The following is a 24,237-nucleotide window of genomic DNA, read 5'->3' as shown; positions in this document are numbered from 1 at the left end:
GATCAGCCGATTCCGGGAACGAGGGAGAGCAGCAGGTCGATGGTCTTGATGCCGAGGAACGGGGCGATCAGCCCGCCCAGTCCGTAGACGGTGAGGTTGCGGCGCAGCATCTGGTCGGCGCCGCCGGGCCGGTAGCGCACGCCCTTCAGGGACAGCGGGACCAGCGCGACGATGATCAGCGCGTTGAAGACGACGGCCGAGAGGATCGCGGACTGCGGCGAGGACAGCTGCATGATGTTGAGCCGGTCCAGCGACGGGTAGGCGGCGGCGAACAGCGCCGGGATGATCGCGAAATACTTCGCGACGTCGTTGGCGATGGAGAACGTCGTCAACGCGCCCCGGGTGATGAGGAGTTGCTTGCCGATCTCGACGATCTCGATCAGCTTGGTCGGGTCGGAGTCGAGGTCGACCATGTTCCCGGCCTCTTTCGCGGCCGAGGTGCCGGTGTTCATCGCGACGCCGACGTCCGCCTGGGCGAGGGCCGGGGCGTCGTTGGTGCCGTCGCCGGTCATGGCGACCAGCTTGCCGCCCGCCTGCTCCCGTTTGATCAGCGCCATCTTGTCCTCGGGGGTGGCCTCCGCGAGGAAGTCGTCGACCCCGGCCTCGTCCGCGATCGCCTTGGCGGTGAGCGGGTTGTCCCCCGTGATCATGATCGTCCGGATGCCCATGCGGCGCAGTTCCCCGAACCGTTCGCGCATGCCGTCCTTGACGACGTCCTTGAGGTGGACGACCCCGAGGATCCGGGCGCCGCGGCCGTCCTGGACGGCGACCAGCAGCGGGGTGCCGCCCGCCTCGGAGATCCGGTCGGCGATCCGGTGCGCGTCCGGGGCGACCTCGCCGCGCTGCTCACGTACCCATGCGACGACCGAACCGGCCGCGCCCTTGCGGACCCTGCGCCCGTCCACGTCCACACCCGACATCCGGGTCTGCGCGGTGAAGGTGATCCACTCGGCGTGGTCCAGCTCCCCCTGGTGCCGCTCCCGCAGCCCGTACGCCTCCTTGGCCAGGACGACGACGGACCGGCCCTCCGGGGTCTCGTCCGCCAGTGAGGAGAGCTGCGCGGCGTCCGCGACCTCGGCCTCGGTGGTGCCGCGCACGGGGACGAACTCGGCGGCCCGCCGGTTGCCCAGGGTGATGGTGCCGGTCTTGTCCAGCAGCAGCGTGGAGACGTCACCGGCCGCCTCGACGGCGCGCCCGGACATCGCCAGGACGTTGCGCTGCACCAGCCGGTCCATGCCCGCGATGCCGATCGCGGACAGCAGCGCGCCGATCGTGGTCGGGATCAGACAGACCAGCAGCGCCACCAGCACGATCATCGTCAGCTCGGTGCCCGCGTAGTGGGCGAACGGCGGCAGCGTCGCCACCGCCAGCAGGAAGACGACCGTCAGCGAGGCGAGCAGGATGTTCAGCGCGATCTCGTTCGGCGTCCGCTGCCGCGCCGCGCCCTCGACCAGGCCGATCATGCGGTCGATGAACGTCTCGCCCGGCCTGGTGGTGATCCGGACGACGACCCGGTCGGACAGCACCTTCGTACCGCCCGTCACCGCGGACCGGTCGCCGCCGGACTCCCGGATGACCGGGGCCGACTCGCCGGTGATCGCCGACTCGTCGACGGAGGCGACGCCCTCGACCACGTCCCCGTCGCCGGGGATGATGTCGCCCGCCTCGCAGACGACCAGGTCGCCGACCTTCAGCTCGGTGCCGGGGACCACGGTCCCGTCGGCCCTGCGGGCCACCGTGTCGGTCCTGGCCCTGCGCAGGGTGTCGGCCTGCGCCTTGCCACGGCCCTCGGCGACCGCCTCCGCGAGGTTGGCGAAGACCACCGTCAGCCACAGCCAGACGGCGATGGTCCAGCCGAACCGGTCGCCGGGGTCGGTGACGGCGAAGACGGTGGTCAGGACGGACCCGACCCACACCACGAACATCACCGGCGACTTGACCATGACCCGTGGGTCGAGCTTGCGCAGCGCGTCCGGCAACGACCTGACCAGCTGCTTCGGGTCGAACAGGCCCGCGCCGACCCGGCCCTCGTGCGCCTTGTGCCCGGTCGGTGCCTCCTGGTGGGGCGCGAGAGCGGGAGTGGACATCGAGTCCTCGTGCTTCTTCGTGTGAGGGGTCATGCCGCCAGCCCCTCGGCGAGCGGGCCCAGCGCGAGCGCCGGGAAGAACGTCAGACCGGTGATGATCAGGATCGCCCCGACCAGCAGACCGGTGAACAGCGGTTTCTCGGTGCGCAGGGTGCCCGCGGTCGCGGGGACCGGCTGCTGCCCGGCGAGCGAACCGGCCAGTGCCAGGACGAACACCATCGGCAGGAAGCGGCCCAGCAGCATGCACAGCCCGAGCATGGTGTTGTGGTACTCGGTGTCCGCACCGAACCCGGCGAACGCCGAGCCGTTGTTGTTGCCGGCCGAGGTGTAGGCGTAGAGCACCTCGGAGAAGCCGTGCGCGTCGGCGTTGGTCATCGACGGCTCGCCCCTGCCCAGCGCCATCGCCAGCGCGGTGCCGACCAGGACCAGCGCCGGGGTGACGAGGATGGAGCAGGCGGCCAGCTTGATCTCACGGCCGCCGATCTTCTTGCCCAGGTACTCCGGGGTGCGGCCGACCATCAGACCGGCGAGGAACACCGCGATGACCGCCATGACGAGCATGCCGTAGAGACCGGAGCCGACCCCGCCGGGCGCGATCTCGCCGAGCATCATGCCCAGCAGCAGCACACCGCCCGACAGACCGCTGTAGGAGTCGTGGAAGGAGTTCACCGACCCGGTCGAGGTCATCGTCGTCGACACCGCGAACAGCGAGGACGGGCCCTCGCCGAAGCGCTGCTCCTTGCCCTCCATCGCGCCGCCCGCCAGCTGCGAGGCGGTACCGGGGTGGGCGTACTCGATCCAGGTCACGGCGATCACGCCGAGGAACCAGATGGCCGCCATCGCGCCGACGATCGCACAGCCCTGCCGCACCGAGCCGACCATCTTCCCGAAGGTGCGCGGCAGCGAGAAGGGGATCACCAGCAGCAGGAAGATCTCCAGCCAGTTGGTGAAGCCGTTCGGGTTCTCGAACGGATGGGAGGAGTTGGCGTTGAAGTAGCCGCCCCCGTTCGTGCCCAGGTCCTTGATGGCCTCCTGCGAGGCCACCGCGCCGGGGCTGATCGCCTGCTTGTCTCCGGTCAGCGTGGTGACCGTGTGGATGTCGCCGAAGTTCTGGACGGCGCCGCAGGCGATCAGGACCAGGGCGGCGACGACCGAGACCGGGATGAGGACGCGTACGACGCCACGCACCAGGTCGGCCCAGAAGTTCCCCAGCTCCCCGGTGCGGGAGCGGGCGAAGCCGCGGACGAGCGCCACCGCGACGGCGATACCGACGGCCGCGGAGACGAAGTTCTGCACGGCCAGGCCCATGGTCTGGGTGACATGGCTCATCGCCGACTCACCCGAGTACGACTGCCAGTTGGTGTTGGACACGAACGACGCGGCCGTGTTGAACGCCTGGTCGGGGGTGATGGGCGCGAACCCGAGGGAGAGCGGCAGCCTGTCCTGCACCCGCGTCAGCAGGTACAGGAACAGCACGCCGACCGCGGAGAAGGCCAGCACCGCCCGCAGATAGGCGGGCCAGCGCATCTCCGTGTCCGGGTCGGCGCCGACACAGCGGTAGATCCACTTCTCCACCCGCAGATGTCTCCGGGAGGAGAAGACGGCGGCCATGTAGTCGCCGAAGGGACGGTGCGCCAGGGCGAGCGCGCCGATCAGCGCGGTCACGAGGAGCACATCAGCAAGGACGGGGCTCATCTCGGGGCTCAGAACCTCTCGGGGAAGACGAGGGCGGCCACGAGGTAGCCCAGCAGGGCGACGGCCACCACGAGCCCGGCGACGTACTCGCCGCTCACAGCCGGCTCACCCCTCGGGCGATGAGGGCCACCAGCGCGAACACCGCGACGGTGGCGACAACGAAGGCCACGTCGGCCATCGCAAGCTCCCTGAAGGTTCGAGAACGGATCGGACCAGTCCAGGGAACCCGCCGTCCGACCGCCTTCCCACGCCCTTAGCGGTCCCCTTACGGCGGCTCATCCGGCCTTGACGCACCCCTGACGGCGCGCCCCGCGCCGCCCGTCCCGCCGGGCCCTCACTCCTTCGCGTCGCCGTCGACCAGCCGGGCCAGTTCGGCGGGCACCGACAGGAACGGGGAGTGCCCGGAAGCCACCCGATAGGTGCGCTCCGCCCGGCCGGCCATGCCGACCTGGAGGTCCGTGACCAGCGCGGTGTCGTGCTCGGCGATGACATAGCTGGCCGGGACGGTCTTCCAGGCGGCCTCGGTGAGCGGTTCGCAGAACGACCTCGCCGACTGGAGGACCAGCCGCTCGGCGGCACGGTCGGCGTCCTCGGGCGCGGCGTCCGGGTAGAAGGCGGCCCTGGGGTCCTCGTACTGCCCGTACGCGGACAGGGTCACGGCGCCGCTGCCGGAGATCTGCCCGCCGCTCAGGGTGTCGATGGACTCGCCCGCGTCGAGCATGAAGGCGGCGACGTAGATGAGCCGGGAGACGTTGGCCGCGCCGATGACGGCCTCCGTGGCCGGGATGCCGCCGTAGGAGTGGGCCAGGACGGTCACGGGACCGTCGAGGGCGGCGAGCCGCTCGCGGACGACGCGCGCGTCGTCGTACATCCCGGCGGTGTTGTTCTCGTCGGCCGAGGCGCTCGGCAGGTCGACGGTCTCCACCCGCCGGCCGAGCGCCGTCAGCTCGGGGACGAACTTCTCCCAGGCCCAGGCGCCGTGCCAGGCGCCGTGGACGAGGAGGATCGTGGACCTGCTGCTGTCTGCACGGGACATGAAGAACCCTTACTGGGCATGGGGAACCCTGCGGCATGGTGGCGGAGGCGAGCGCTACGGGAGTCCGCGCGCCGGGAGTTCGAGCCTATGGACGGGACCGGAGGGTGAACATGCGCGGCCGTCCCGGTTTCTTGAGCGCGCGTCCATGCGGAGCGCTGCACGCGAACAAAGGGCGGCCCTTCAGCCCTTCCCCCGCCCCGCCCACGCCACCCCCAGCGCCCCCGTCACCAGCAGCGCGGGCAGCGCCGGAGCCGCCAGGCGTACGTACTCCACCGCCAGGCCGCCCGCCGCCGCGCCCAGCGGCAGCAGCACGAGCGCCGCGAGGGTACGCCGTTGGAGCCGCCCGGCCGTCACCGCGTGCACGACCACCCCGGTGAGGGCGCCGGTCAGATAGGCGGTCGTCGTCGCGGTGCCCCCGGAGGCCGCCTGGACGCCCCCGCTCTGGCATCCCATGGCCAGGGCCCCGGCGGCGAGCAGCACGGCCTGCCGTGCCGCGCCCGGTGTGCCGTCGGCCGTCAGCCAGAGCACCCACGACGCCCACAGCGCCACGCTCTCCACGGCCAGCGCGGCCCACAGCCCCCGCACGGCCACCCTGCCGCCCACGGCCGCGCCCGCCAGGTACGCGGCGATCGCGACGGCCGCGAGCCGGGCGACGGTGAGCGAGCCGCCGCCGAGGGCCAGTCCGAGGAGTGCGAGGTTCGCGGTCATCACACTCGTGAAGACCCCGCCGAGTGCCAGGTACCCGATGGCGTTCACCCCGCCCGCGGCGGTGGTGAGCAGCAGTCGCGTCGCCGGGCCCGGCCCCGGGGCGGGCGTCTGCTGTGCTGGGACGGCCATCGTTCCTTCGCCTTCGCGGACGGGCGCGGCTGCGCCGACGGGAGGCGGCGGACAGCCCGCGGGTCCCACGGTAGGGGCGGCCCGCGGGAGCCGCCCGTCGGCGCCGTCGGGTGTCACCCGGGTGGGCCGAGACCGGGCGTGGCGCGCTGATGGCGGATCAACTCGGCCGTGCAGGAGGTCTGGACAGTCGCCGGGGGGCGTGTTGTCATTCCGCTGGCACCGGGTTTCCAACGTTGGAATAGCCGCTGGACGAGCCGTACCCCCGTACCCGTGTCGGTGCTGTCCGCCGATTGATCCCGGTCCCGGTCCAAGCCCTCTGCGCGAGGAAGGGTCATGAGAAGGACAAGAACAGCAAGGCCAGGAACGACAGCGACGAGAACCGGACGACCGAGCCGCCCACGCGCCGGAGCGTGGGCCCTGCTGACCGCCGCAGCCCTGGTGCTGCCCACCACCGCGCTGACGCCCGCCGCGTCGGCCGCCGAGACCGCCGTCGTGGGCGCGTCCGCGCTCTCGGCCGAGCAGGGGCCCGTCCAGGTGAACGGCCTGAAGGGCGAGTACTTCCGCATGTCGGCGCCGGGTGCGCGGGACTTCGCCGAACTCGGCGGCACCCTGCTCGACCCGCAGATCAACTTCTCCGGTCTGACCAGTACCTTCGAGGAGCTGACCGGGCGGACGGAGCACACCACCGCCCGCTGGACGGGGCAGATCGAGGCGCCGGAGACCGGTGACTACACGTTCTACGCCATCGGCGACAACGGCTTCCGGCTGTTCATCGACGGCGAGCCGGTCATCGACCACTGGGAACCGGACTGGGACCGCGAGCAGACCAGCGCGCCGGTCAGGCTGAACGCCGGGGAGAAGCACGACTTCCGCCTGGAGATGTTCCAGGACTTCGGCGGGGCGAACATGTTCCTGCGCTGGTCCACGCCGACGCTGCCCAAGCAGATCGTGCCGATGTCGGCGTTCACCCCGCCCGCCGGTTTCGAGGTGTACCCGGTGGAGCCGACCGTCGGCGAGGACGGACGGCGGGTGCGGGCCCGGTTCGAGGGACCCGTCGGCGGCTCCGGGTCGGTCGCTGGCCATCTGAAGGTCGAGGCCGACACCACCGCGATGCCCGTGGAGTCGGCCGTCGTCGACCCCGGCGCGCCCGACACCCTGCTGATCACGCTCGCCGAGCCCGTCCAGCGGGGCCAGCAGGTCCGGTTCGGCTACGACGGCGAGGGCGGCCTCACCTCCGGCGGCGAGAGCGTGCCGAAGATCGCCCGCTGGGCGCGGAACGACTCCGCGCACCGGCTCACCACCCCGTGGGGCGACAAGGTCGACACCAAGAACCCGCTGCCGGAGTACCCGCGTCCGCAGCAGGTGCGCGACAAGTGGAAGAACCTCAACGGTCCCTGGCAGTTCAGCGGTGCCGCCGCGGGTGAACAGCCCGTCTTCGGCAAGGACCTGGACGAGAAGATCATCGTGCCGTTCCCGGTCGAGTCCCAGCTGTCGGGCCTCGAACGGCACGAGGACCACATGTTCTACCGCAGGCTCGTCGACGTGCCGAAGAACTGGAACGTCGGCAAGGGCAACCGGCTGAAGCTCAACTTCGGCGCCGTGGACTACCAGGCCCGGGTCTGGGTCAACGGCAAGAAGGTGGCCGAACACACCGGCGGTTACGACGCGTTCAGCGCCGACATCACCGACGCGCTGAAGCGACGCGGGCCCCAGGAGATCGTGGTCGCGGTCACCGACACCGGTGGCGCCGACCAGCCGACGGGCAAGCAGTCCCGGAACCCGGGCGGCATCTTCTACACCCAGTCGTCGGGCATCTGGCAGACGGTGTGGATGGAGCCCGTCGCCGACGTCTCCGTTGACAACGTCGTCATGACGCCCGACATCGACTCGAGCAGCCTCGCCGTCACCGTGGAGTCCGGCACCGCCTCCGCGCGGGCCCGGGTGGAGGCCGTCGCCCGCGACACCCGGGGCCGGATCGTCGGCAGGGTCAGCGGACCCGCGGGCCGCGAACTGCGGCTGCCGGTGGCCAGGCAGCACCTGTGGACCCCGGACGACCCCTACCTGTACGACCTCGACGTCCGCCTCACCGACGGGAAGTCCACCGACCGGATCGGCAGCTACTTCGGGATGCGCGAGGTCGGCATCGAGGAGGTGGGCGGCTACCAGAAGCTCGTCCTCAACGGGGAGCCGGTCTTCTCCCTCGCCACGCTCGACCAGGGCTTCTGGCCCGACGGGCTCTACACCGCGCCCAGCGACGCGGCCCTCGCCTTCGACCTCGAGGCGCACAAGGAACTGGGCTTCAACGCCGTGCGCAAGCACATCAAGGTGGAGCCCGCGCGGTGGTTCTACCACGCCGACCGGCTCGGGCTGCTGGTCTGGCAGGACTTCGTCTCCGGTGACCTGCGCACCGACACCGGCCACCAGGCCTTCGTCGACCAGGGCATGGAGATCACCCGTGAGCACCACAACTCCCCCTCGGTGATCGGCTGGATCGTCTTCAACGAGGGCTGGGGCGAGTGGGACCGCGAGGAGACCGGCCAGATCACCGAGGCCGTCCAGGCGGCCGACCCGTCCCGGATCGTCAACGCCCACAGCGGGGTCAACTGCTGCAACTCCAAGGGCGACTCGGGCAAGGGCGACATCATCGACCACCACGACTACAACAACACCGACCCGCCCTTCCCGGACGCCACCCGCGCCGCGATGGACGGTGAGCACGGCGGCTTCACCCTGCGCACCCCGGGTCACATGTGGCCGGGCGCCCCGACGGTGATCTACAGCGGGGTGAACACCAAGGAGGAGCTGACCCGCCGGTACGTCGAGAACACCGAGCGGTACTACCTCGACCAGGCCAGGGCCGAGCTGTCCGGCTCGGTGTACACCCAGATCACCGACCTGGAGAACGAACTCAACGGCCTCTACACCTACGACCGCCGGGACATCAAGGTCGACCCGGCCGCGGTGCGGGAGATCAACCGTGAGGTCATCGCGGCCGGAGCCGCCGCCGGTGACCGCGAGCCGCTGACCGGCGGCGGCCACTGGACCCTCGACGAGGGCACCGGCACCACCGCCGCGGACGAGGGCCCGAACGACCGGCCGCTCACCCTGTCCGAGGGCACCGCCTGGACCCCCGGAGTCAGCGGCAGCGCGCTGAAGTTCGACGGCCGGGGGCAGTACGCCGCCACCGACGGGCCGGTGCTCGACACCACCGGCAGTTACTCGGTGGCCGCGTGGGTGCGTCTGGACGCGCTCCCCGGCAACTACGCCACCGCGGTCAGCCAGGACGGCCGCCGCCAGGCGAGCCCGTTCTACCTCCAGTACGGCCAGGGCGCCTTCGCCTTCAGCCTGCCCGGCGGACAGCGGGCCCGGCTGGTCACCACCCCGGAGACGGGCCGCTGGTACCACCTGGTCGGTGTGCGCGACGACGCCACCCACCAGATCAAGCTGTACGTCGACGGAAAGCTCGCGGCGACCGCCACCAGCGGCCCCAACTATGTGAGCACCGGCCCGCTGGCCGTGGGCCGCGCCCAGTGGGAGGGCAACGACACCGACTTCTGGAACGGCGCCGTCGACGAGGTGCACGCCTACGACAAGGCGCTCACCGCAGAGGAGGTGAGCGCCCTGCACGCCGGGGAACGGCCGTAGACGCCCCCGGTGGTTCGCGGCGGGCGGCGCTCAGGCGCCGCCCGCTGTCGCCGTCATCTCAGGGAGCCCACGGCGCCTCCACCGCCCAGGTGGTGTCCTCCGTGAACAGGGCGGGGTTGTCCCAGGTGTGGGTGCCGCCCGGGGTGGCCAGCCACAACTCGGCGTTGTAGTGCCGCAGGTACTGCTCGGGGAAGTTGTACGCCGACAGCCGCACCCCGCCGTTCGCGCCCCGGACGGGACAGAAGGTGGCGTCGGCGCGGAACAGGTCGCCGCTGCCGCCTTCCTTGTACACGCGGTAGTCGCGGTGGCGCAGGTACTCGCCGGGGTAGTTGCGCGACTCGAAGGAGTAGCAGGAGGCTTCGGCGAGTCCGGGAACGATCCGCCAGGTCGCGTCGTTCTTCAGCAGCGCGGGGCTGCCGCTGGTGACGATGTCCGTGAAGGCGGCGCCGTCCCGGTGCCGGAGGTAGCGGTCGGTGTGGCCGGGGGTGGTCACCCGCAGGGAGCGGTACTGCCCGGTGGGCAGGGTGACGGGTGTCTGCGGGGAGCGTGAGGCGTCGATGAGGGCCCGGTTGGCGGCCCGGACCCGGGCCTCGTCGACCTTGACGACCTGCCGGTCGTAGGTGAGCAGGCCGTTGGCCTCGTTCTCGACGTCGGTGATCTCGGTGTAGACGGCGGCGGACAGGCCCCTGGGCATCCGGACCTCGCGGATGCCGTCGAGCAGACCGACGAAGCGGTTGTTCAGGTGGGTGAGGGTGGGCTGGTCCTCGTAGCTGAAGCCGCCGCCGGGGTACCACTCGTGGCCGGGGACCTTGTAGCCGAGGCCGCCGTACTCGCCGAGGACGGCGGCGCGGGTGGCGCTGGGCACGGTGGTGCCGGGGCCGACGTAGACATGGTGGTCGACGACGTCGCCGTTGCCGCCGTCGACGGCGCCGCAGCAGTTGACGCCGCTCATGTTGTTGACGAGGCGGGTGGGGTCGTAGGCCTTGACCTCGTTGGCGATGCGGGCCTGGTCGTACTGGCCCCAGCCCTCGTTCTGGTTGACCCACATGATCACCGACGGGGAGCTGCGGTGCTGGTCGATGACGCGGTCGTACTCGGCCTCCCACTGCACCCGGGCCGCGGCGTCGGGGGTACGCAGGTCCATCGACGGCATGTCCTGCCAGACCAGCAGGCCGAGCCGGTCGGCCCAGTAGAACCAGCGCTGCGGTTCGACCTTGATGTGCTTGCGGACCATGTTGAAGCCGAGGTCCTTGTGCTTCTGGAGGTCGTGGCGCAGGGCGGCGTCGGTGGGCGCGGTGTAGATGCCGTCCGGCCAGTAGCCCTGGTCGAGGGTGCCGGTCTGGAAGACGAACCGCCCGTTGAGGACGGGGCGCAGCACGCCGTCGACGCGGGCGAGGCCGACGGTGCGCATGCCGGTGTAGCTGTCGGCGGAGTCGACGGTCGACGTGCCGGAGAGCAGGTCGGCGCGGACGTCGTAGAGGAACGGGTCGTCGGGGGTCCACAGGCGTGGGTTCGGCACCGGCACGCTGAACTCGGTGCCGACGGGGCCGGTGGCGGTGCCGATGGTGGTGCCGCCGGTGGAGACGGTGACGCGGGCCTGGTGACCGCTGGTGCCGCTGCCCCGGACGGTGACCCTGAGCCGGTTGTTCGCCGGGTCGGGCACCAGGTCGAGGCGGCCGATGTGCGCGGCGTTCACCGGTTCCAGCCAGACGGTCTGCCAGATGCCGGACGCGGCGGTGTAGAAGATGCCGCCGCCGGGGTGCGGAGCGACGTCGCGGATGCGCTGTTTGCCGACGGCCTGGCTGCCGGTCTCGGTGGGATCCCACACGGAGACGACGATCGTGTGAGTGCCGCCGCCGGCCAGCAGGTCGGTGATGTCGTAGGAGAAGGCGTCGTAGCCGCCGGAGTGGGCGGCCCCGGCCTGGCGGCCGTTGACCCACACCGTGGTACGCCAGTCACTGGCGCCGAAGTTGAGCTGGACGCGGCGGCCGTTCCAGTTCGACGGCACGGTGAAGGTGCGCTTGTACCAGAGCTTGTCGTTCTGGGTGATGCGGCGCTGTACGCCGGAGAGCGCGGACTCGGCGGGGAAGGGGACGCGGATCTGTTCGGTGAACGACGCGGGCTGACCGGCGTCGGCCGGGGTGACCGCGAAGTCCCATATGCCGTTGAGGTTGGCCCAGTCGGCGCGGGTGAGCTGGGGCCGCGGGTACTCGGGGTGGGGGTTGTCGACGGGGACCTGGTTGGTCCACGGGGTGGTCATGGGCGCGGGCTTGGGCGTCCACGCCTGGGGCTCGGCGTGCGCGGGGACGCCGGACGCGCCGAGGGCCGTACCGGCGAGGAGCGCCAGTACGGCCAGGGGGCGGATGAGCCGTCCGAGGGCCCGTAAGGGTTGCCGTGCGGGTGAGCTACGCATCGTGCCTCCTAGGAGAGGGGGGTGGGAGACGTGCGTGTGCGTGCGGCGCCGGGCCCTCGCCCCGCTACATGAGCTGCCGTCTTCTGCCCAGCCAGGTCTGGGCGATGACGACGAGGGCCAGGAAGGCGCCGCTGACGACCTGCTGGTAGGAGGAGTCCAGGGAGCCGATCTGGTTGATGACGTTCTGGATCACCTTCAGCAGCAGGACGCCGACCAGTGAGCCGCTGACGTAGCCGAGCCCGCCGGTGAGCAGGGTGCCGCCGATGACCACGGCGGAGATCGCCTCCAGTTCCATGCCGTTGCCCAGGATCGTCACGCCGGAGGCGAGCCAGGCGGCGTTGAGCGCCCCGGCGAGTCCGGCGAGGACACCGGAGAGGGTGTAGACCAGGATCTTCGTGCGGGCCACCGGGGCGCCCATCAGCGCCGCGGCGTCCTCGTTGCCGCCGACCGCGTACACGTGCTGGCCGAAGCGGGTGCGGCGCAGCACGACGGCGCCCGCGACGAACAGCGCCAGCGTGATCCACACGGGGTTGCCGAGGCCGAGGGTGGTGCCCTGGCCGAGTTCGGCGAGGAGGGAGCCCTTGGCGACGAGGTAGGTTTCGGCGCCCTCGTCGGTGAGGGCGAGCATCAGGCCGCGGGCGCCGAGCATGGCGGCGAGGGTGACGATGAAGGGGGCGAGCCGGGAGCGGGCGACGAGGAGTCCGTTGACGACGCCGATCGCCCCGCAGACCACCAGCGGCAGCAGCAGAGCCACCAGGGTGCCGTGCCGGGAGCCCCAGGCGGCCAGCACCCCGCCGAGGGCGAACAGGGAGCCCACGGACAGGTCGATGCCGCCGGTGATGATGACGAAGGTCATGCCGAGCGCGACGATCGCGAGGAACGCCGAACTGGTCGCCATGTTGGTGACGTTGTCGCCGGTGGCGAAGGAGTCGAAGGTGAACGAGGCGACGACCGACACGATCAGCAGGACGGCGAGCGCGCCGTGCTGCTGGACGAGCGCGCTGATCCGCTCGGTGCGGGCCGAGCCGACCGGCGCGGTGTCCTCGGCCGTCTTGCCGGCGGTGGTCACGGGGGTGTCCGGTTCGGTCACGGTCATCGCTTCCCCCGTCCCCGTGCGGCGTAGACGGCGCACACGATCACTACGGCCTGGGCGATCTGGGTCCATGAGGGCGGCAGATCGTGCTTGATGAGGGTGGCGGTGAGCAGTTGGATGAGGACGGCACCCGCCACCGTGCCCGCGATGTTGACCCGGCCGCCGGTCAGCGGGGTGCCGCCGACGACGACCGCGGTGATCGCGGACAGTTCCATGAGGTTGCCGAGCGAGGTCGGGTCGCTGGCCTGGAGCCGGGCGGTGGCGAGCACCCCGGCGACCGCGGCGAGCAGCGCGCAGACGACGTAGACGATGATCAGTACGCGGCGCACCGGCAGGCCCGCGAGCTGGGCGGCCGGGCGGCTGTCGCCGATGGCGAGGAGCTGGCGGCCGAAGGTGGTGCGGCGGACCACGAAGGCCACCAGCAGGGCGAGGGCGGCGGCGATCAGGATCAGGTAGGGGATGCCGAGGACGTCGCCGGAGCCCAGGGAGGCGAGCGCCGGGTTGCGCAGGTCCTCCAACTGCGGCAGGAGCACCAGGGCGAGGCCCCGGCCGCCGACCATCAGGGCGAGGGTGGCGACGATGGGCTGTACGCCGATGAACGCGACCAGCGCCCCGTTGGCGAGGCCCACACCGGCCGCGAAGAGGGCCACCACCAGCAGGGCGGGCAGCAGCCCGTAGCCGAGGTAGAGGGCGGTCACGGAGGCCGCGAGCGCCATCACCGCGCCCACCGACAGGTCGACGCCCTCGGTGCCGATGACCAGGGCCATGCCCAGGGCGACGATGATGACGGGGGCGACCTGGACGGCCTGGGTGCGGAAGTTCTCGGTGGACAGGAAGTGCGGGGTGATGACGGTGTTGACGATCAGCAGGGCGGCGACGCCCGCGTAGACGCCGTAGGTCTGGAGCCAGTTCAGGACCCGGGTCTTGTCCAGCGGGGCGGTGCGCAGGGTGGCTTCAGCCATCGGCGGCCACCTCCTTGACGGGCTCCGTCGTGTCGTCCCCGGCGATGGTGCGCATCAGGTTGTCCTCGGTGACGTCGTCGCCGGTGAGTTCGCCGACGACCGCACCGTCCTTCAGTACGACCACGCGGTCGGACCCTTCGATCAGTTCCTCCAGGTCGGAGGAGATGAGCAGGACGCCCAGGCCGTCGGCGGCGAGTTCGTCCACGAGCTTTTGCACCTCGGCCTTGGCGCCGACGTCGATGCCCCGGGTGGGTTCGTCGAGCAGCAGGACCTTGGGGTTCATGGCCAGCCAGCGGGCGAGGAGCACCTTCTGCTGGTTGCCGCCGGAGAGTTCGCCGACCTTCTGGTGGGGTGAGGAGGCCTTGATGCGCAGCCTCTTGACGAAGGTGTCCACGACGCTGTCGACGCGGGTCTCGGAGACCAGTCCGAACCGGGAGAGCCGGGGCAGCACGGCGAGGGCGATGTTCTCGCGGACCGAGAGGCCGGGGACGATGCCCTCGCTCTTGCGGTCCTCGGGCAGCAGGCTGATGCCCGCCCGGATGGCGGCGGGGGTGGAGCCGCCGCGCAGCGGGACACCGGCGACGGTGACCCGGCCGGACCGCAGGGGCAGGGCGCCGGAGACGGCCTTGGCGGTCTCGGTGCGGCCGGAGCCGAGGAGCCCGCCGAGGCCGACGACCTCGCCGGGGCGGATGCGCAGGGAGACGCCGTGCAGTTGGTGGGGGACGGTCAGATCGGTGGCCTCCAGCACCGGTCGGTCCCCGGTGTCGTGATGGCCGCCGCTGAACTTGGTCAGGCCCTCCCGGCGGACCTCGCCCAGTTCCCGGCCCAGCATGGTGGAGACCAGGGCGAGCCGGTCGAGGTCGGCGAGGCGGCCGTGGTGGACGCGGCGGCCGTCGCGCAGCACGGTGACCGTGTCGCACACGGCGTACAGCTCGTCGAGGCGGTGGCTGACGTAGATGACGGCGATGCCGTCGTCGCGCAGGCGGCGGATCACCGAGAACAGGGTCTCCACCTCCCGCGGTTCGAGGGAGGAGGTCGGTTCGTCCATGACGACGACGCGGGCGTCGGTCGCCACCGCGCGGGCGAGGGCGACCATCTGCTGGGCGCCGACGCCGAGGGTGCGCAGCGGCTGCCGGACGTCGACCTGGACGCCGTAGGTCCCAAGGGTCTGTTCGGCCTCGCGGTGCATGCGGGTGAAGTCGAGCAGCCCGAGGCGGGTGCGTGGCTCGCGGCCCAGGAACAGGTTGCGGGCCACGCTCAGCAGCGGGATGAGGTTGACCTCCTGGTAGATGGTGGAGATCCCGGCCTTCTGGGCCTCCAGCGGGGTGCCGAAGGAGACCTCGCGGCCCTGGAAGGTGACGGTGCCGTGGTCGGGGCGGTGGACGCCGGTGAGCAGTTTGATGAGGGTGGACTTGCCGGCGCCGTTCTCGCCGATCAGGGCGTGGACCTCACCGGCGTGCAGGGTGAGGTCCACGTCGTCCAGGGCCCGGACGCCGGGGAAGGTCTTGCTCAGTCCGCGGACGGCGAGGACTTCGGCCGTCGGAGCCAACTGTGCCTCCTCGAAGGGAAAGTGAAGGTCAGTCAGGGGTACGCGGCTCAGTAGGCCTTGCCGAGGTCCTGTTCGGCGTTGTCGGCGGTGTAGGCACCGTCCTCGATGATGACGTCCTGCGGGACCGCCTCGCCCCGGGTGAAGGTGTCCAGGGTCTGGAAGGCCAGCGGTCCGAAGCGCGGGTTGGACTCGATGACGCCGCTGATCCAGCCGTCGACGATGCCCTGGACGGCGTTGCGGGTGCCGTCGACGGTGACGATCTTGACGTCGCCCGCCTTCTTCCCGGCGCCCTTGAGGGCGGCGACGGCACCGAGGCCCATCTCGTCGTTCTCGGCGTAGATGCCCTTGATGCCGGGCTGGGACTGGATGAGCTGCTCGGTGACCTGCTGGCCCTTCTCGCGGGCGAAGTCACCGGTCTGCTCGAAGACCACCTTGAGGTCGGGGGCCTTCTCGGCGATGCGCTCCTTGAAGCCCTGGGTGCGCTCGGTGGTGACGTTGTTCCCGGCGGAGCCGAGCAGGATGGCGACCTCGCCCTTGCCGCCGGTGGCCTCGATCATCTGGTCGGCGGCGCGGCGGCCCTGCTCGACGAAGTCGGAGGCGATGAAGGAGACGTAGTCCTTGCAGGCCTCGGCGTTGATCTTGCGGTCGATGGTGACGATGGGGACCTTCTTGGCGGCGGCGGCCTTGAGGACGGGGTCCCAGCCGTCGGAGTTCAGCGGGGCGATGACCAGCAGGTCGGCGCCCTTGGCGAGCAGGTCCTGGACGTCGCTGATCTGCTTGGAGAACTGCGACTGGGCGTTGGCCGTGAGGAGCTTGACGCCTCTCTTCTTCGCCTCGTCCTTGATCGACTGGGTCTCGGCGATGCGGAAGGGGTTGGCTTCCTTCTCGGACTGGGAGAAGCCGACCGTGGCACTGGCGAGGTCGAGCTTCTCGCCGCCGTAGGCGTCGATGGTGCAGTTCTCGCTGCCGGGCTTGGGGTCGAGGACCTTCTGCTCGGTGTCGGCGGTGGCCGTGGAGGACGGCTGCTGGTCCGCGGCGGCGTCGTCCTCGGACTTGGCGCAGGCGGTGGCGGTCAGGGCCACGGCGGCGGCGAGTGCCACCACCACGGGACGGGCGAGGAGCTGAGGACGGTGAGTGCGGTTGCGCTGCATGGTGACCCCGATCCGGGTGACGCTGGCAGGGAACTGGGGAGGTGGTGGCCGTGCTGAGGTGGTGCTCCTCCCTCGGTGCGAACGTTGTCAGGTCCGCCGCATGAGGTTTTTACATCGTTGGAAGGATGCTGTAAACCCCTTCTGCACGAGGTCTGTTCGGGATGCCGAAAGCCGCGGGGGTCAGCGGGCCGGGCGGCGGCCCAGTGTGCTCTCGCGTTCTACCAGCCGGTAGTCGGCCCGGACACGGCGCGGCTCGGGGGCCGTGCCACCCAGTCTGGCCAGCACGGACGCCACCGCGAGACGGCCGATGGCCTCCTTGTCCGGGGACACGGAGGTCAGCGTCACCGCGCCGAAACGGCCCTCGATGACGTCGTCGAAACCGACCACCGCGATGTCCTCGGGCACCCTGAGCCCGCGTTCGTGCAGGACGCGCATCGCGCCGATGGCCATGGGGTCGTTGTAGGCGAACACGGCGTCGGGGCGGCGCCCCGCGTCCAGGAGGCGGGACATGGCCGCCGCGCCGTCGGCGTGCCCCCAGCCGTCGGTGGCGGCCACCAGCCCCTCGTCGGCGGGCAGTCCGGCGGCGGTCAGCTCCTCGCGCCAGCCGCGCACCCGCAGCTGCGCGGGTTCGCTGCGCCCGCGCCGGGCGCCGATGAACGCCACCTCCCGGCGCCCCAGGTCGATCAGATGCCGTACGGCGTCCCGGGCCGCGGCGACGTTGTCGATGGCGATGTGGTCGTAGGGCAGGTCGTAGTCCCGCTCGCCGATCAGCACCAGCGGCACGTCGGCGCGGTCGCGCAGGTCCTCGGTCTCCAGCTCGATGGGGCTGAGGATCAGCCCGTCGATGACCCGCGCCCTGAAGCCCTGGCTGACCAGGATCTCCTGTTCGCGGCGGCCACCGGTGTGGTCGAGCAGCACGATGTAGTCGTGCTCGGCGGCGGCGTCGATGACGGCGGCGGCGAGTTCGGCGAAGTAGGGGTTGCCCAGCTCGGGCAGGGCGAGCGCGATGATGCCCGTGCGCCCCTTGCGCAGGTGCCGCGCGGCCAGGTTGGGCCGGTAGCCGAGCGCGTCGATGGAGCGCTGGACGCGTTCGCGCATCGCGGGGGTGACGTGCTGGTAGTTGTTCACCACGTTGGAGACGGTCTTGATGGAGACCCCCGCATGGGCGGCGACGTCCTTGAGGCTGACTCGCACGTCAATCCCTTTCTGACCTCTGGCACGCGCCATTTTTTACAACGTTATACATTCGTTGCGCCGCACTGACAAGTCACCGCTGCCACGCGGCGTCACCCGGCGTCACTCGAAGAACTTCAGCCCCCACCCGGTGTCCGTGTTCGGCCCGGGAACGTTGGCGCGGCCGTAGGTGGTGTTCCCCCACCAGCAGAACGTACCGGTGTACCAGTACCGGTTCGCCCAGGAGTACGGCGTCCCCTTCGGCACCGCGTGGAACATCAGCGGGAACCGCGGCCCGGCGGGCGGGCTGGTGCCGATGTCGCCGCGCAGCAGGACGAAGCTGTGGTGACCGGGGCCGTCGACGTACAGGGTGGGGTCCCAGCCGGGCATCATCGTGGCCCGGTTCGAGCCGAACAGACAGCCGTTGGACTTGTACCAGTCCCACACGTACGTCGGGTCGCCCCCGGCCCGCAGCCGCAGGTCTGCCAGACAGTACTGGTCGCTCCAGCTGCCGTTGGCGGAGTACACGATGTGCAGTTGCCCGTTGGGGTCCTTGACGGCCTCCGGGGACTCGTTGATGAACGGGTTGCCCACCACCCGCTCCCAGCTCTCCCGGGGCTGCGAGATGACGTACCGCGCGCCGGTCGGCGTGGTGGGGCTGCTCATCCGGGCGATGTACAGGTTCTGCTCGACGTTGGTGTCCCCGGCCCAGCCGGACCAGACGAACCAGCGCTGCCCGTTGAAGGTGAACAGGGTGCCGTCGATGGCCCACTTGTCGTCGGGCAGGGCGAGTTTCGTCTCGGCGGTGTAGCCGCTGTCCGGGCTCGCCGAGCTGATCACGTACATCCGGTGGGCCGGTCCGGTTCCGGCCGTGAAGTAGATGTAGTAACGGCCGCCGTCCATCACGATCTCCGGGGCCCAGACCTCGCCGCGGCCCGCGGTGTCGGACCAGACCTGCCGGGCGGGCGCCGCGGCCAGCCCGGCCGTGGAGGAGGCCTGGCGTACGGCGATGCCGCCGCCGGTCGACTGCACCGCCACGTAGGTGCCGCCGACCCGGATGACGCTCGGGTCGGCCGCGCGGAGACTCGTCTGCTCCGCCCGGGCGGGCTCGGCGGACGTCAGGGAGAGGACGGCGGCGAGAATGCCGGAGAGCACGACGGCGAGGGCGCCGGAGAGCCTGGTGGCGAGGGCGCGGGGCAGCGGGCGGGAGGGCTTCATGGTCCTCGTTCCATGGTCGGTCTCCGCCGGTGGCGGAGGGGCGCGGGTGAGGAGCCGGCATGCCGTCAGGGTGGCAGCGCGGGGGCGGCTTGGCCGTGGAGTGCCGCGCGCGTCACACGGACGGGTTTTACATCGATGGAGGGGGTTCCTCCTCAGCATCCTGACCGGTTATGCACATGTCAACGACGTCGACCGTCCGCGATGCGCTCACGGTCGCCCGGCGTCACCCTTCACCGCCACCAGGACCACACTGTCCCCGAACTGCCAGACCGGCGCGACGTGGCCGAAACCCGCCCGGCGCAGCAGCCGCGCATGGTGGCGCACCGTCAGCCCCCCGCCTCCCCCGCCGCTCCCACCGCTCCCACCGTTCTCGAAGGCCGCCAGTCGGCGCTCGCGTTCGTCGACCAGGTCGGCCAGTTCGGGGTCCCGGGCGGCGGCGGTCCACCAGGCGCCCCAGTCCTCGTGGGCGTGGCCGCCGGTCCGCTCGGCGCGGCGGCGGCCGACGTGGGCGGTGAGCTTCGCGCACGGTCCCGCGTCCGGCGGGAAGTGGTCGCCGTTGACGAGCACGCCGCCGGGGCGCAGCAGGGCCGCGAGCCCCCGGTAGGTGTGCTCCAGCGCCGGTTCGGGGAGGTAGTGCAGGGCGGTCGTCGACACGGCCGCGTCCACGGGGCGTCGCAGGCCGAGGGCGTCGGTCCAGCCCTCGGCGCCGATCACGGCGTCGACGTAGCGGGCGGCGTCGGCGTGGTGGGTGCGCCCCAGTTCCAGCAGCAGGGGGTCCATGTCGACGGCGACGATCTCCGCGTCCGGCAGGCGGGTGGCGAGCCGGGCGGCCAGGGAGCCGGGGCCGCAGCCGAGGTCGAGGAGGAGGGGCCGGGCACGGCCGGCCGTGCCGCACTCCACGACGTCGGCGATCACGGTGAAGCGTTCCTCGCGGTCGACCGCGTACCGCCGCTGCTGCCTCTCCCAGCGGTCCACCCACTCCTTGGCCGCCGCCATGCTCAGGCCCATCTGGTCGCGCCACCTCTTCCGTCTCGGCTGTGTCGTCCGTCGACAGGGCCGAATCTACAGGTGGAAACGGTTATCACTTGCCCAGCGGCGGCGGCGCTTCACACAAGTGATGCCAGAACGGTCGACAGCCGATCGATCTCCGACACCGTGTTGTACACGTGCAGACTCACCCGGACGGAGCCGTCCTTCTCGGCGGCGCCCGCCTGGCAGAGGCTGTCCGCCCGCACCATGAAGCCGTGGCTGTAGAGGATGAACCCCAGGTCGTCGGAGGGGATGTCGCGGTGCCGGAAGGTGACGATGCCGTGGCGGCGCTGGGCGGCGGGCAACGCCGAGTCGGCGGCCAGACTGTCCCGGCAGCCGAGGACCTCGTAGGGCGCCAGATGCCGGAGCCGGTCGGTGAGCCGGGTGGTCAGGGCGGCGGTCCAGCGCGCGATCCGGTCCGGGCCGACCGTGTCCAGCCAGTCCAGCGCGGCCCGCAGGGACACGATGCCCACCGTGTTGGGGGTGCCCTGCCAGCCGCCCGGCCGCAGCACGGGGCCACGGGCGTTGCGCGCCCAGACCGCTCCCGAGCCGGGCAGGGCCATCGCCTTGTGCCCCGAGAAGACCACGAAGTCGACGTCCAGCGCCGGGTCGTCCACGCGGACCGGCAGATGACCGACGCTCTGCGCGGCGTCCAGGCAGATCGGTACGTCCGGGCCGACCGCGGCGCGCAGGCGGTGCACGTTCATGTCGCCGCCGTAGACGTGGTGGACATGGGTGGCGGCGACGAACCGGGTCCGGGGGCCGACGGCCCACGCGAGGGCGCGGTGGTCGTAGTCGCCCGAGGCCGCCTGCGTCGGCAGGGCGCGGACACGGACGTCGACGCCGCGTTCGGCGAGCAGTTGCCGTGCCTCCAGCCAGGGGTCGAGGTTGGCCCGGTGGTCGGTGAACGGTACGAGGATCTCGTCGCCGTCGCGCAGGTACGCGGTGAGCCAGTCCCGGGCGACCGTGCGCAGGCCCTCGGTGGTGCCGCCGGTGAAGTGGACGGCGGAGCGGTCGGGTCCGGGGTCGTGCAGGAACTCCTTGACCCGCTGCCGGGTGGCCTCCATGAGTTCCGTGGTGCGGTTGGCCCAGGGGTAGGTGCCACGGCCCGCGTTGGCGTTGGACGTGGTGAGGTAGGTCTGTACGGCGTCCAGGACGGCGCGCGGTTTCTGGGAGGTGGCGGCGCTGTCGAGGTAGGCGAGGTCCGGGTGGGCCGTGAGGATGGGGAACTGCTCGCGCAGCTCCGCCTGCCAGCGGGTCTCCTCGTCCTGACCGGTCCCGGGGTGCGTGTGCGGGGCGCTCATTCGCGCACCAGCGGGGCGCCCGCGTCCCGCCAGCCGACGATGCCGCCCGCCAGGCTGCGGACGTCGGGGTGTCCCATCCGGGTCAGCAGGGCGGCGTAGCGCAGCGACTTCTCGCCGACGGGGCAGGCGAGCAGGACCGGGGTGCTCTTGCTGAACGGGAGTCCGCCGCGGACCAGTTCCTCGAAGAGTTCGTCGGCGATGTTGACCGAGCCCTCGATGTGCAGGGCGGCGTAGGCGTGCGAGCCGCGCAGGTCGACGACGAGGGGGCGGGGGTCGCCCGTGGTGAGCCAGCTCCGGGCGTCGTCGGCGCCGATGACGCGTGCCTCGGCGCGGGCCTCGGCGTCGGTGACGGCGGAGAGGGCGGGTCCCCGGCTGGTCCGGCCCAGCAGTTCGGGGCGGCGGGCGCGCACATAGCTGAGGTAGCTCTCGGCGCGGTCGCAGACGATGAACACGGCGGTCCGACGGTGCCCGGAGCCCGCCAGCTCCGCGTCCACGTCGCGCAGGTGGCGCACCGCGCCGTGGTAGGCGGCGCCTCCGGTGGGTCCGGAGAGCAGTCCGCAGCGGCGGATGAGGGTGACCATGCCGTCGATGGCGTCGCCGGAGGTCACCGGGGCGATGGTGTCGTACGTCGCCGGGTCGAAGAGGCCGACCTGGTGGACCTCGTCGATGGTGCGGATGCCCGGGATGAAGTCGGACTTGTCGGCGACCAGGCCCAGGACCCGTACGTCCGGGGCGTGTTCGCGCAGCACCCGGGCGACCCCGGTCGAGGAACCGGCCGTGCCGACGCAGGCGACGAACCAGTCCGGCGGCCGTCCGTCGAGGTCCTTGACGATCTCCGGTCCGGTGCCCTCAGCGTGCGCCTCGACGTTGCGCGGGTTGAAGTACTGGTCGGTGTGGAGGTGGGTGCTGCCGGGCCGGGTCAGCGCCTGGTGGAAGTGGGTGAGCGGATCGTCGGTGTCGGTGGGGTCGAGGCACTCGCTGCGGCCCGGCAGTTCCTCGATCTCGGCGCCGAGGAGGAGGAGCAGTTCCTTGATCTCGGGCACCCGCATCCGGTTGGTGACGCTTTTGAACGTCCGCCCGTGCATTCCGGCCAGCAGGGCGAGGGCCTTGGCGGTGTTGCCGCTGGACAGTTCCACGACGGTGCCGTCGCCCCCCGCCTCCAGTTCGGGGCGGGCCATGTGCCAGGCGGGGCGGTCCTTGACGGACCCGAACGGGTTGAGCATCTCCAGCTTCGCGTACAGGTCGATGTGGCGCAGCCCGTGCACGGCGGGGTCGATCCGCACCAGCGGTGTGTTGCCGATGGCCTCCGTGATGCTGTCGTACCTCATGCGGGCATTCCCCCCGGGTGAGTGATCGGCCAGTACTGCTCGTCCAGGCACCAGCGCCAGGCTCCGCCCTCCCGTTCCACCGCCACCGTCCGCGCGACCGGCTGCCGCTGCGCGTGGTGGGCGTGGAAGTCCATCGCGTATCCCGCGGTGTTGACGAAGGCCAGCAGGTCACCCACGCGCGGCAGCCGGGGCAGGTGGACCCTGCGGCGGGTGATCAGATCGGCCTCCAGACAGAGGTTGCCGACGAGGAACACGCCCACCGCTTCCGCCTCGTCCTCCTGCGGCCCGCCGCGCGGCAGCAGCACGGGGTCCACCAGGACGCCGTGCTCCTCCAGGGTCATGTCCCCGGCGTTCATGCCGAGGCGTACGAGGTGTTCGCCGCCGTCCTCGCCGGTGCGCCGTACCTCCAGGACCCGGGCGAGGGTCAGGCCGCACTGGTCGAGCAGGGAGCGGCCGGGTTCGATGTGCAGGTCGTGCAGGTGCTCCAGGAGGAGGGTGGCGCTCGGGCGGCCCAGCACGGGCGCGGGCAGCGAGAGCAGTTCGTCGAGGTAGCCGGGGCCCGCGGTGGGGCGGTGGCCGGGGTAGAGGGCGGCGCTGCCGCGTACCGTGCCGCCCTCGTTGCGCAGCCCGTAGGTGTGGCCGCGCCAGGTCAGGGGCGGGCGGGAGCCGAGCACGGCCGCACTGAGCGCCGTGGTCCAGCGCTCCCACTCCCCGGCGTCGGCGACGTACCCCACCCCGAACCCGCCGCCGATGTCGACGGCGCGCGGAGTGAGGCCCCGGGCCCGGCACTCGTCCAGGAGCAGGACGCACTGCTCCAGCGCACGGACCTTCTCGTCCAGTCCGGTGGTGTCCAGGTGGTAGGCGACGCCGGTCAGTTCCACGGCGTCCGAGTGCCGTTCCACGGCGGAGAGCAGCGCCGCCGTGTCCCGCGGCGGGGTGCCGAAGCGGCTGCGGCGCGACAGCATCCGGGTGCCCGCGCCCTCCTGCGCGGCGGCGGACTCGAATCCGGACAGGCGGGCCAGCACCTGGACGCGGCCGAGCCCGTACTTGCGGACGAGGGCGGCCAGTTGCTCCAGTTCGCCGGGCGAGTCGAGGTTCACCGTGGCGCCCACCCGGGCGGCCAGCCACAGGAACTCTGGGTCCTTGGGGCCGGTGCACATGACGCGGTCGCCGGTGAAGCCGCAGCCCAGCGCGTGCCGCAGCTCCTCCAGGGAGGCGACGTCGACACCGACGGCGGCCGGGTCCTCGACGGCGAGGCGCCTCAGCAGGGCGCCGGAGCGGTTCGCCTTGTGCGCGAAGTACACCCGCCCGGCGAGATGGTGGCGGCGGTAGACGGCCCGGAAGCGTGCGGCGTTCTCCGCGGCGGTCTCGGGGAGCAGCACGTTCAGCGGGGAGCCGAGCGCGTCGACGAGGGAGTGCAGAAACGGTGGGTCCCTCAGCAGTCCGGCGAGCGGCGGATCCACTCGCGGCCTCAGGTACAAGGGCGTGTCCACCGAGGAACCCCTCCCCGCGTCGGCCGACCGTCGCACGACAACCGTTCGAAGGTAGTCGTTTCCCGGTACACGCGCCGCTAAGCCTCACGGCACCGCGGGTGACGCGGAGCGGCCGGGGCCGGCGAGAAGGATGCGGCGGCGGGGCAGGGTGGTGCGGTCCGGCGGCGGGGCGGGGCGCGGTCCGGCGCCCGGGCGCGAGGTGTGGTCCGGCGGCGAGGCGCGGGG

General features: G+C 71.6%; 17 protein-coding genes. 1 reads left to right on the top strand and 16 read right to left on the bottom strand.

Features of this window, described 5'->3' with window-relative positions; translation table 11 throughout:
• Window positions 1-2: 2 nt before the first annotated feature.
• From kdpB to KBY47_RS12995, 5 genes are all read right to left on the bottom strand, one after another.
• Window positions 3-2,120 carry a potassium-transporting ATPase subunit KdpB gene (kdpB, locus tag KBY47_RS13015; RefSeq protein ID WP_210921216.1) on the bottom strand — a complete coding sequence of 706 codons (2,118 nt, stop codon included), beginning with the start codon at window positions 2,118-2,120 and terminating at the stop codon, window positions 3-5.
• Window positions 2,117-3,781 (bottom strand): potassium-transporting ATPase subunit KdpA, encoded by a 1,665-nt coding sequence (gene kdpA / locus KBY47_RS13010; RefSeq protein WP_210921215.1) that lies wholly within the window; start codon window positions 3,779-3,781, stop codon window positions 2,117-2,119. Before kdpA ends, kdpB begins: the two co-directional genes overlap by 4 nt.
• 8 nt (window positions 3,782-3,789) lie before the next feature.
• Window positions 3,790-3,879, bottom strand: a complete 90-nt coding sequence (gene kdpF, locus KBY47_RS37205; protein ID WP_210921214.1) for a K(+)-transporting ATPase subunit F — start codon at window positions 3,877-3,879, stop codon at window positions 3,790-3,792.
• Between the two features lie 236 nt (window positions 3,880-4,115).
• Entirely contained in the window at window positions 4,116-4,817 is a 702-nt protein-coding gene (locus KBY47_RS13000; protein WP_210921213.1) for an alpha/beta hydrolase, read from the bottom strand.
• 180 nt (window positions 4,818-4,997) lie between these two features.
• Window positions 4,998-5,654, bottom strand: a complete 657-nt coding sequence (locus tag KBY47_RS12995; protein WP_210921212.1) for a DUF1275 family protein — start codon at window positions 5,652-5,654, stop codon at window positions 4,998-5,000.
• Between the two features lie 333 nt (window positions 5,655-5,987).
• Here KBY47_RS12995 and KBY47_RS12990 point away from each other — a divergent pair, with 333 nt between their 5' ends.
• Complete coding sequence (locus KBY47_RS12990) at window positions 5,988-9,299, top strand: LamG-like jellyroll fold domain-containing protein (RefSeq protein ID WP_210921211.1); 3,312 nt, start codon at window positions 5,988-5,990, stop codon at window positions 9,297-9,299.
• Window positions 9,300-9,357: 58 nt separating this feature from the next.
• Here the strand turns inward: KBY47_RS12990 and KBY47_RS12985 are convergent, their stop codons facing one another.
• The 11 genes from KBY47_RS12985 to KBY47_RS12935 all read right to left on the bottom strand — a co-directional run bounded on the left by KBY47_RS12985 (window position 9,358) and on the right by KBY47_RS12935 (window position 24,012).
• Window positions 9,358-11,712 carry an AbfB domain-containing protein gene (locus KBY47_RS12985; protein WP_210921210.1) on the bottom strand — a complete coding sequence of 785 codons (2,355 nt, stop codon included), beginning with the start codon at window positions 11,710-11,712 and terminating at the stop codon, window positions 9,358-9,360.
• A gap of 64 nt (window positions 11,713-11,776) precedes the next feature.
• Window positions 11,777-12,808 carry an ABC transporter permease gene (locus tag KBY47_RS12980; RefSeq protein ID WP_210921209.1) on the bottom strand — a complete coding sequence of 344 codons (1,032 nt, stop codon included), beginning with the start codon at window positions 12,806-12,808 and terminating at the stop codon, window positions 11,777-11,779.
• Window positions 12,805-13,767: an ABC transporter permease gene (locus KBY47_RS12975; RefSeq protein WP_210921208.1), complete on the bottom strand. Its 963-nt coding sequence runs from the start codon at window positions 13,765-13,767 to the stop codon at window positions 12,805-12,807. Before KBY47_RS12975 ends, KBY47_RS12980 begins: the two co-directional genes overlap by 4 nt.
• Window positions 13,760-15,316 (bottom strand): sugar ABC transporter ATP-binding protein, encoded by a 1,557-nt coding sequence (locus KBY47_RS12970; RefSeq protein ID WP_210921207.1) that lies wholly within the window; start codon window positions 15,314-15,316, stop codon window positions 13,760-13,762. Before KBY47_RS12970 ends, KBY47_RS12975 begins: the two co-directional genes overlap by 8 nt.
• A 47-nt stretch (window positions 15,317-15,363) precedes the next feature.
• On the bottom strand, window positions 15,364-16,467 hold the full coding sequence (locus tag KBY47_RS12965; protein ID WP_210921206.1) for an ABC transporter substrate-binding protein: 1,104 nt from the start codon (window positions 16,465-16,467) through the stop codon (window positions 15,364-15,366).
• 180 nt (window positions 16,468-16,647) lie between these two features.
• The gene (locus tag KBY47_RS12960; RefSeq protein ID WP_210921205.1) at window positions 16,648-17,661 is read right to left on the bottom strand and encodes a LacI family DNA-binding transcriptional regulator; all 1,014 of its coding nucleotides are present in this window, start codon (window positions 17,659-17,661) and stop codon (window positions 16,648-16,650) included.
• 102 nt (window positions 17,662-17,763) lie between these two features.
• Window positions 17,764-18,858 (bottom strand): glycoside hydrolase family 43 protein, encoded by a 1,095-nt coding sequence (locus tag KBY47_RS12955; protein ID WP_210921204.1) that lies wholly within the window; start codon window positions 18,856-18,858, stop codon window positions 17,764-17,766.
• A 207-nt stretch (window positions 18,859-19,065) separates the two neighbouring features.
• Complete coding sequence (locus tag KBY47_RS12950; RefSeq protein ID WP_210921203.1) at window positions 19,066-19,866, bottom strand: trans-aconitate 2-methyltransferase; 801 nt, start codon at window positions 19,864-19,866, stop codon at window positions 19,066-19,068.
• A 98-nt stretch (window positions 19,867-19,964) separates the two neighbouring features.
• Window positions 19,965-21,191: an aminotransferase class V-fold PLP-dependent enzyme gene (locus KBY47_RS12945; protein ID WP_210921202.1), complete on the bottom strand. Its 1,227-nt coding sequence runs from the start codon at window positions 21,189-21,191 to the stop codon at window positions 19,965-19,967.
• Window positions 21,188-22,519 (bottom strand): pyridoxal-phosphate dependent enzyme, encoded by a 1,332-nt coding sequence (locus KBY47_RS12940; RefSeq protein WP_210921201.1) that lies wholly within the window; start codon window positions 22,517-22,519, stop codon window positions 21,188-21,190. The genes KBY47_RS12945 and KBY47_RS12940 overlap by 4 nt, the downstream gene beginning before the upstream one ends.
• Window positions 22,516-24,012 (bottom strand): Y4yA family PLP-dependent enzyme, encoded by a 1,497-nt coding sequence (locus KBY47_RS12935; protein ID WP_308405138.1) that lies wholly within the window; start codon window positions 24,010-24,012, stop codon window positions 22,516-22,518. The genes KBY47_RS12940 and KBY47_RS12935 overlap by 4 nt, the downstream gene beginning before the upstream one ends.
• Window positions 24,013-24,237 lie beyond the last annotated feature (225 nt).

It is taken from the genome of Streptomyces sp. B93, assembly GCF_018070565.1.
In the GTDB taxonomy this organism is placed as follows: Bacteria; Actinomycetota; Actinomycetes; order Streptomycetales; family Streptomycetaceae; genus Streptomyces.
This window is presented reverse-complemented; position numbering and strand designations above follow the sequence as displayed.

Coding starts and splice junctions, on each gene's coding strand:
- kdpB (WP_210921216.1), bottom strand. CDS start 2,120: ATGACCCCTCACACGAAGAAGCACGAGGACTCGATGTCCACTCCCGCT.
- kdpA (WP_210921215.1), bottom strand. CDS start 3,781: ATGAGCCCCGTCCTTGCTGATGTGCTCCTCGTGACCGCGCTGATCGGC.
- KBY47_RS13000 (WP_210921213.1), bottom strand. CDS start 4,817: ATGTCCCGTGCAGACAGCAGCAGGTCCACGATCCTCCTCGTCCACGGC.
- KBY47_RS12995 (WP_210921212.1), bottom strand. CDS start 5,654: ATGGCCGTCCCAGCACAGCAGACGCCCGCCCCGGGGCCGGGCCCGGCG.
- KBY47_RS12990 (WP_210921211.1), top strand. CDS start 5,988: ATGAGAAGGACAAGAACAGCAAGGCCAGGAACGACAGCGACGAGAACC.
- KBY47_RS12985 (WP_210921210.1), bottom strand. CDS start 11,712: ATGCGTAGCTCACCCGCACGGCAACCCTTACGGGCCCTCGGACGGCTC.
- KBY47_RS12980 (WP_210921209.1), bottom strand. CDS start 12,808: ATGACCGTGACCGAACCGGACACCCCCGTGACCACCGCCGGCAAGACG.
- KBY47_RS12975 (WP_210921208.1), bottom strand. CDS start 13,767: ATGGCTGAAGCCACCCTGCGCACCGCCCCGCTGGACAAGACCCGGGTC.
- KBY47_RS12965 (WP_210921206.1), bottom strand. CDS start 16,467: ATGCAGCGCAACCGCACTCACCGTCCTCAGCTCCTCGCCCGTCCCGTG.
- KBY47_RS12955 (WP_210921204.1), bottom strand. CDS start 18,858: ATGAAGCCCTCCCGCCCGCTGCCCCGCGCCCTCGCCACCAGGCTCTCC.
- KBY47_RS12950 (WP_210921203.1), bottom strand. CDS start 19,866: ATGGGCCTGAGCATGGCGGCGGCCAAGGAGTGGGTGGACCGCTGGGAG.
- KBY47_RS12945 (WP_210921202.1), bottom strand. CDS start 21,191: ATGAGCGCCCCGCACACGCACCCCGGGACCGGTCAGGACGAGGAGACC.
- KBY47_RS12940 (WP_210921201.1), bottom strand. CDS start 22,519: ATGAGGTACGACAGCATCACGGAGGCCATCGGCAACACACCGCTGGTG.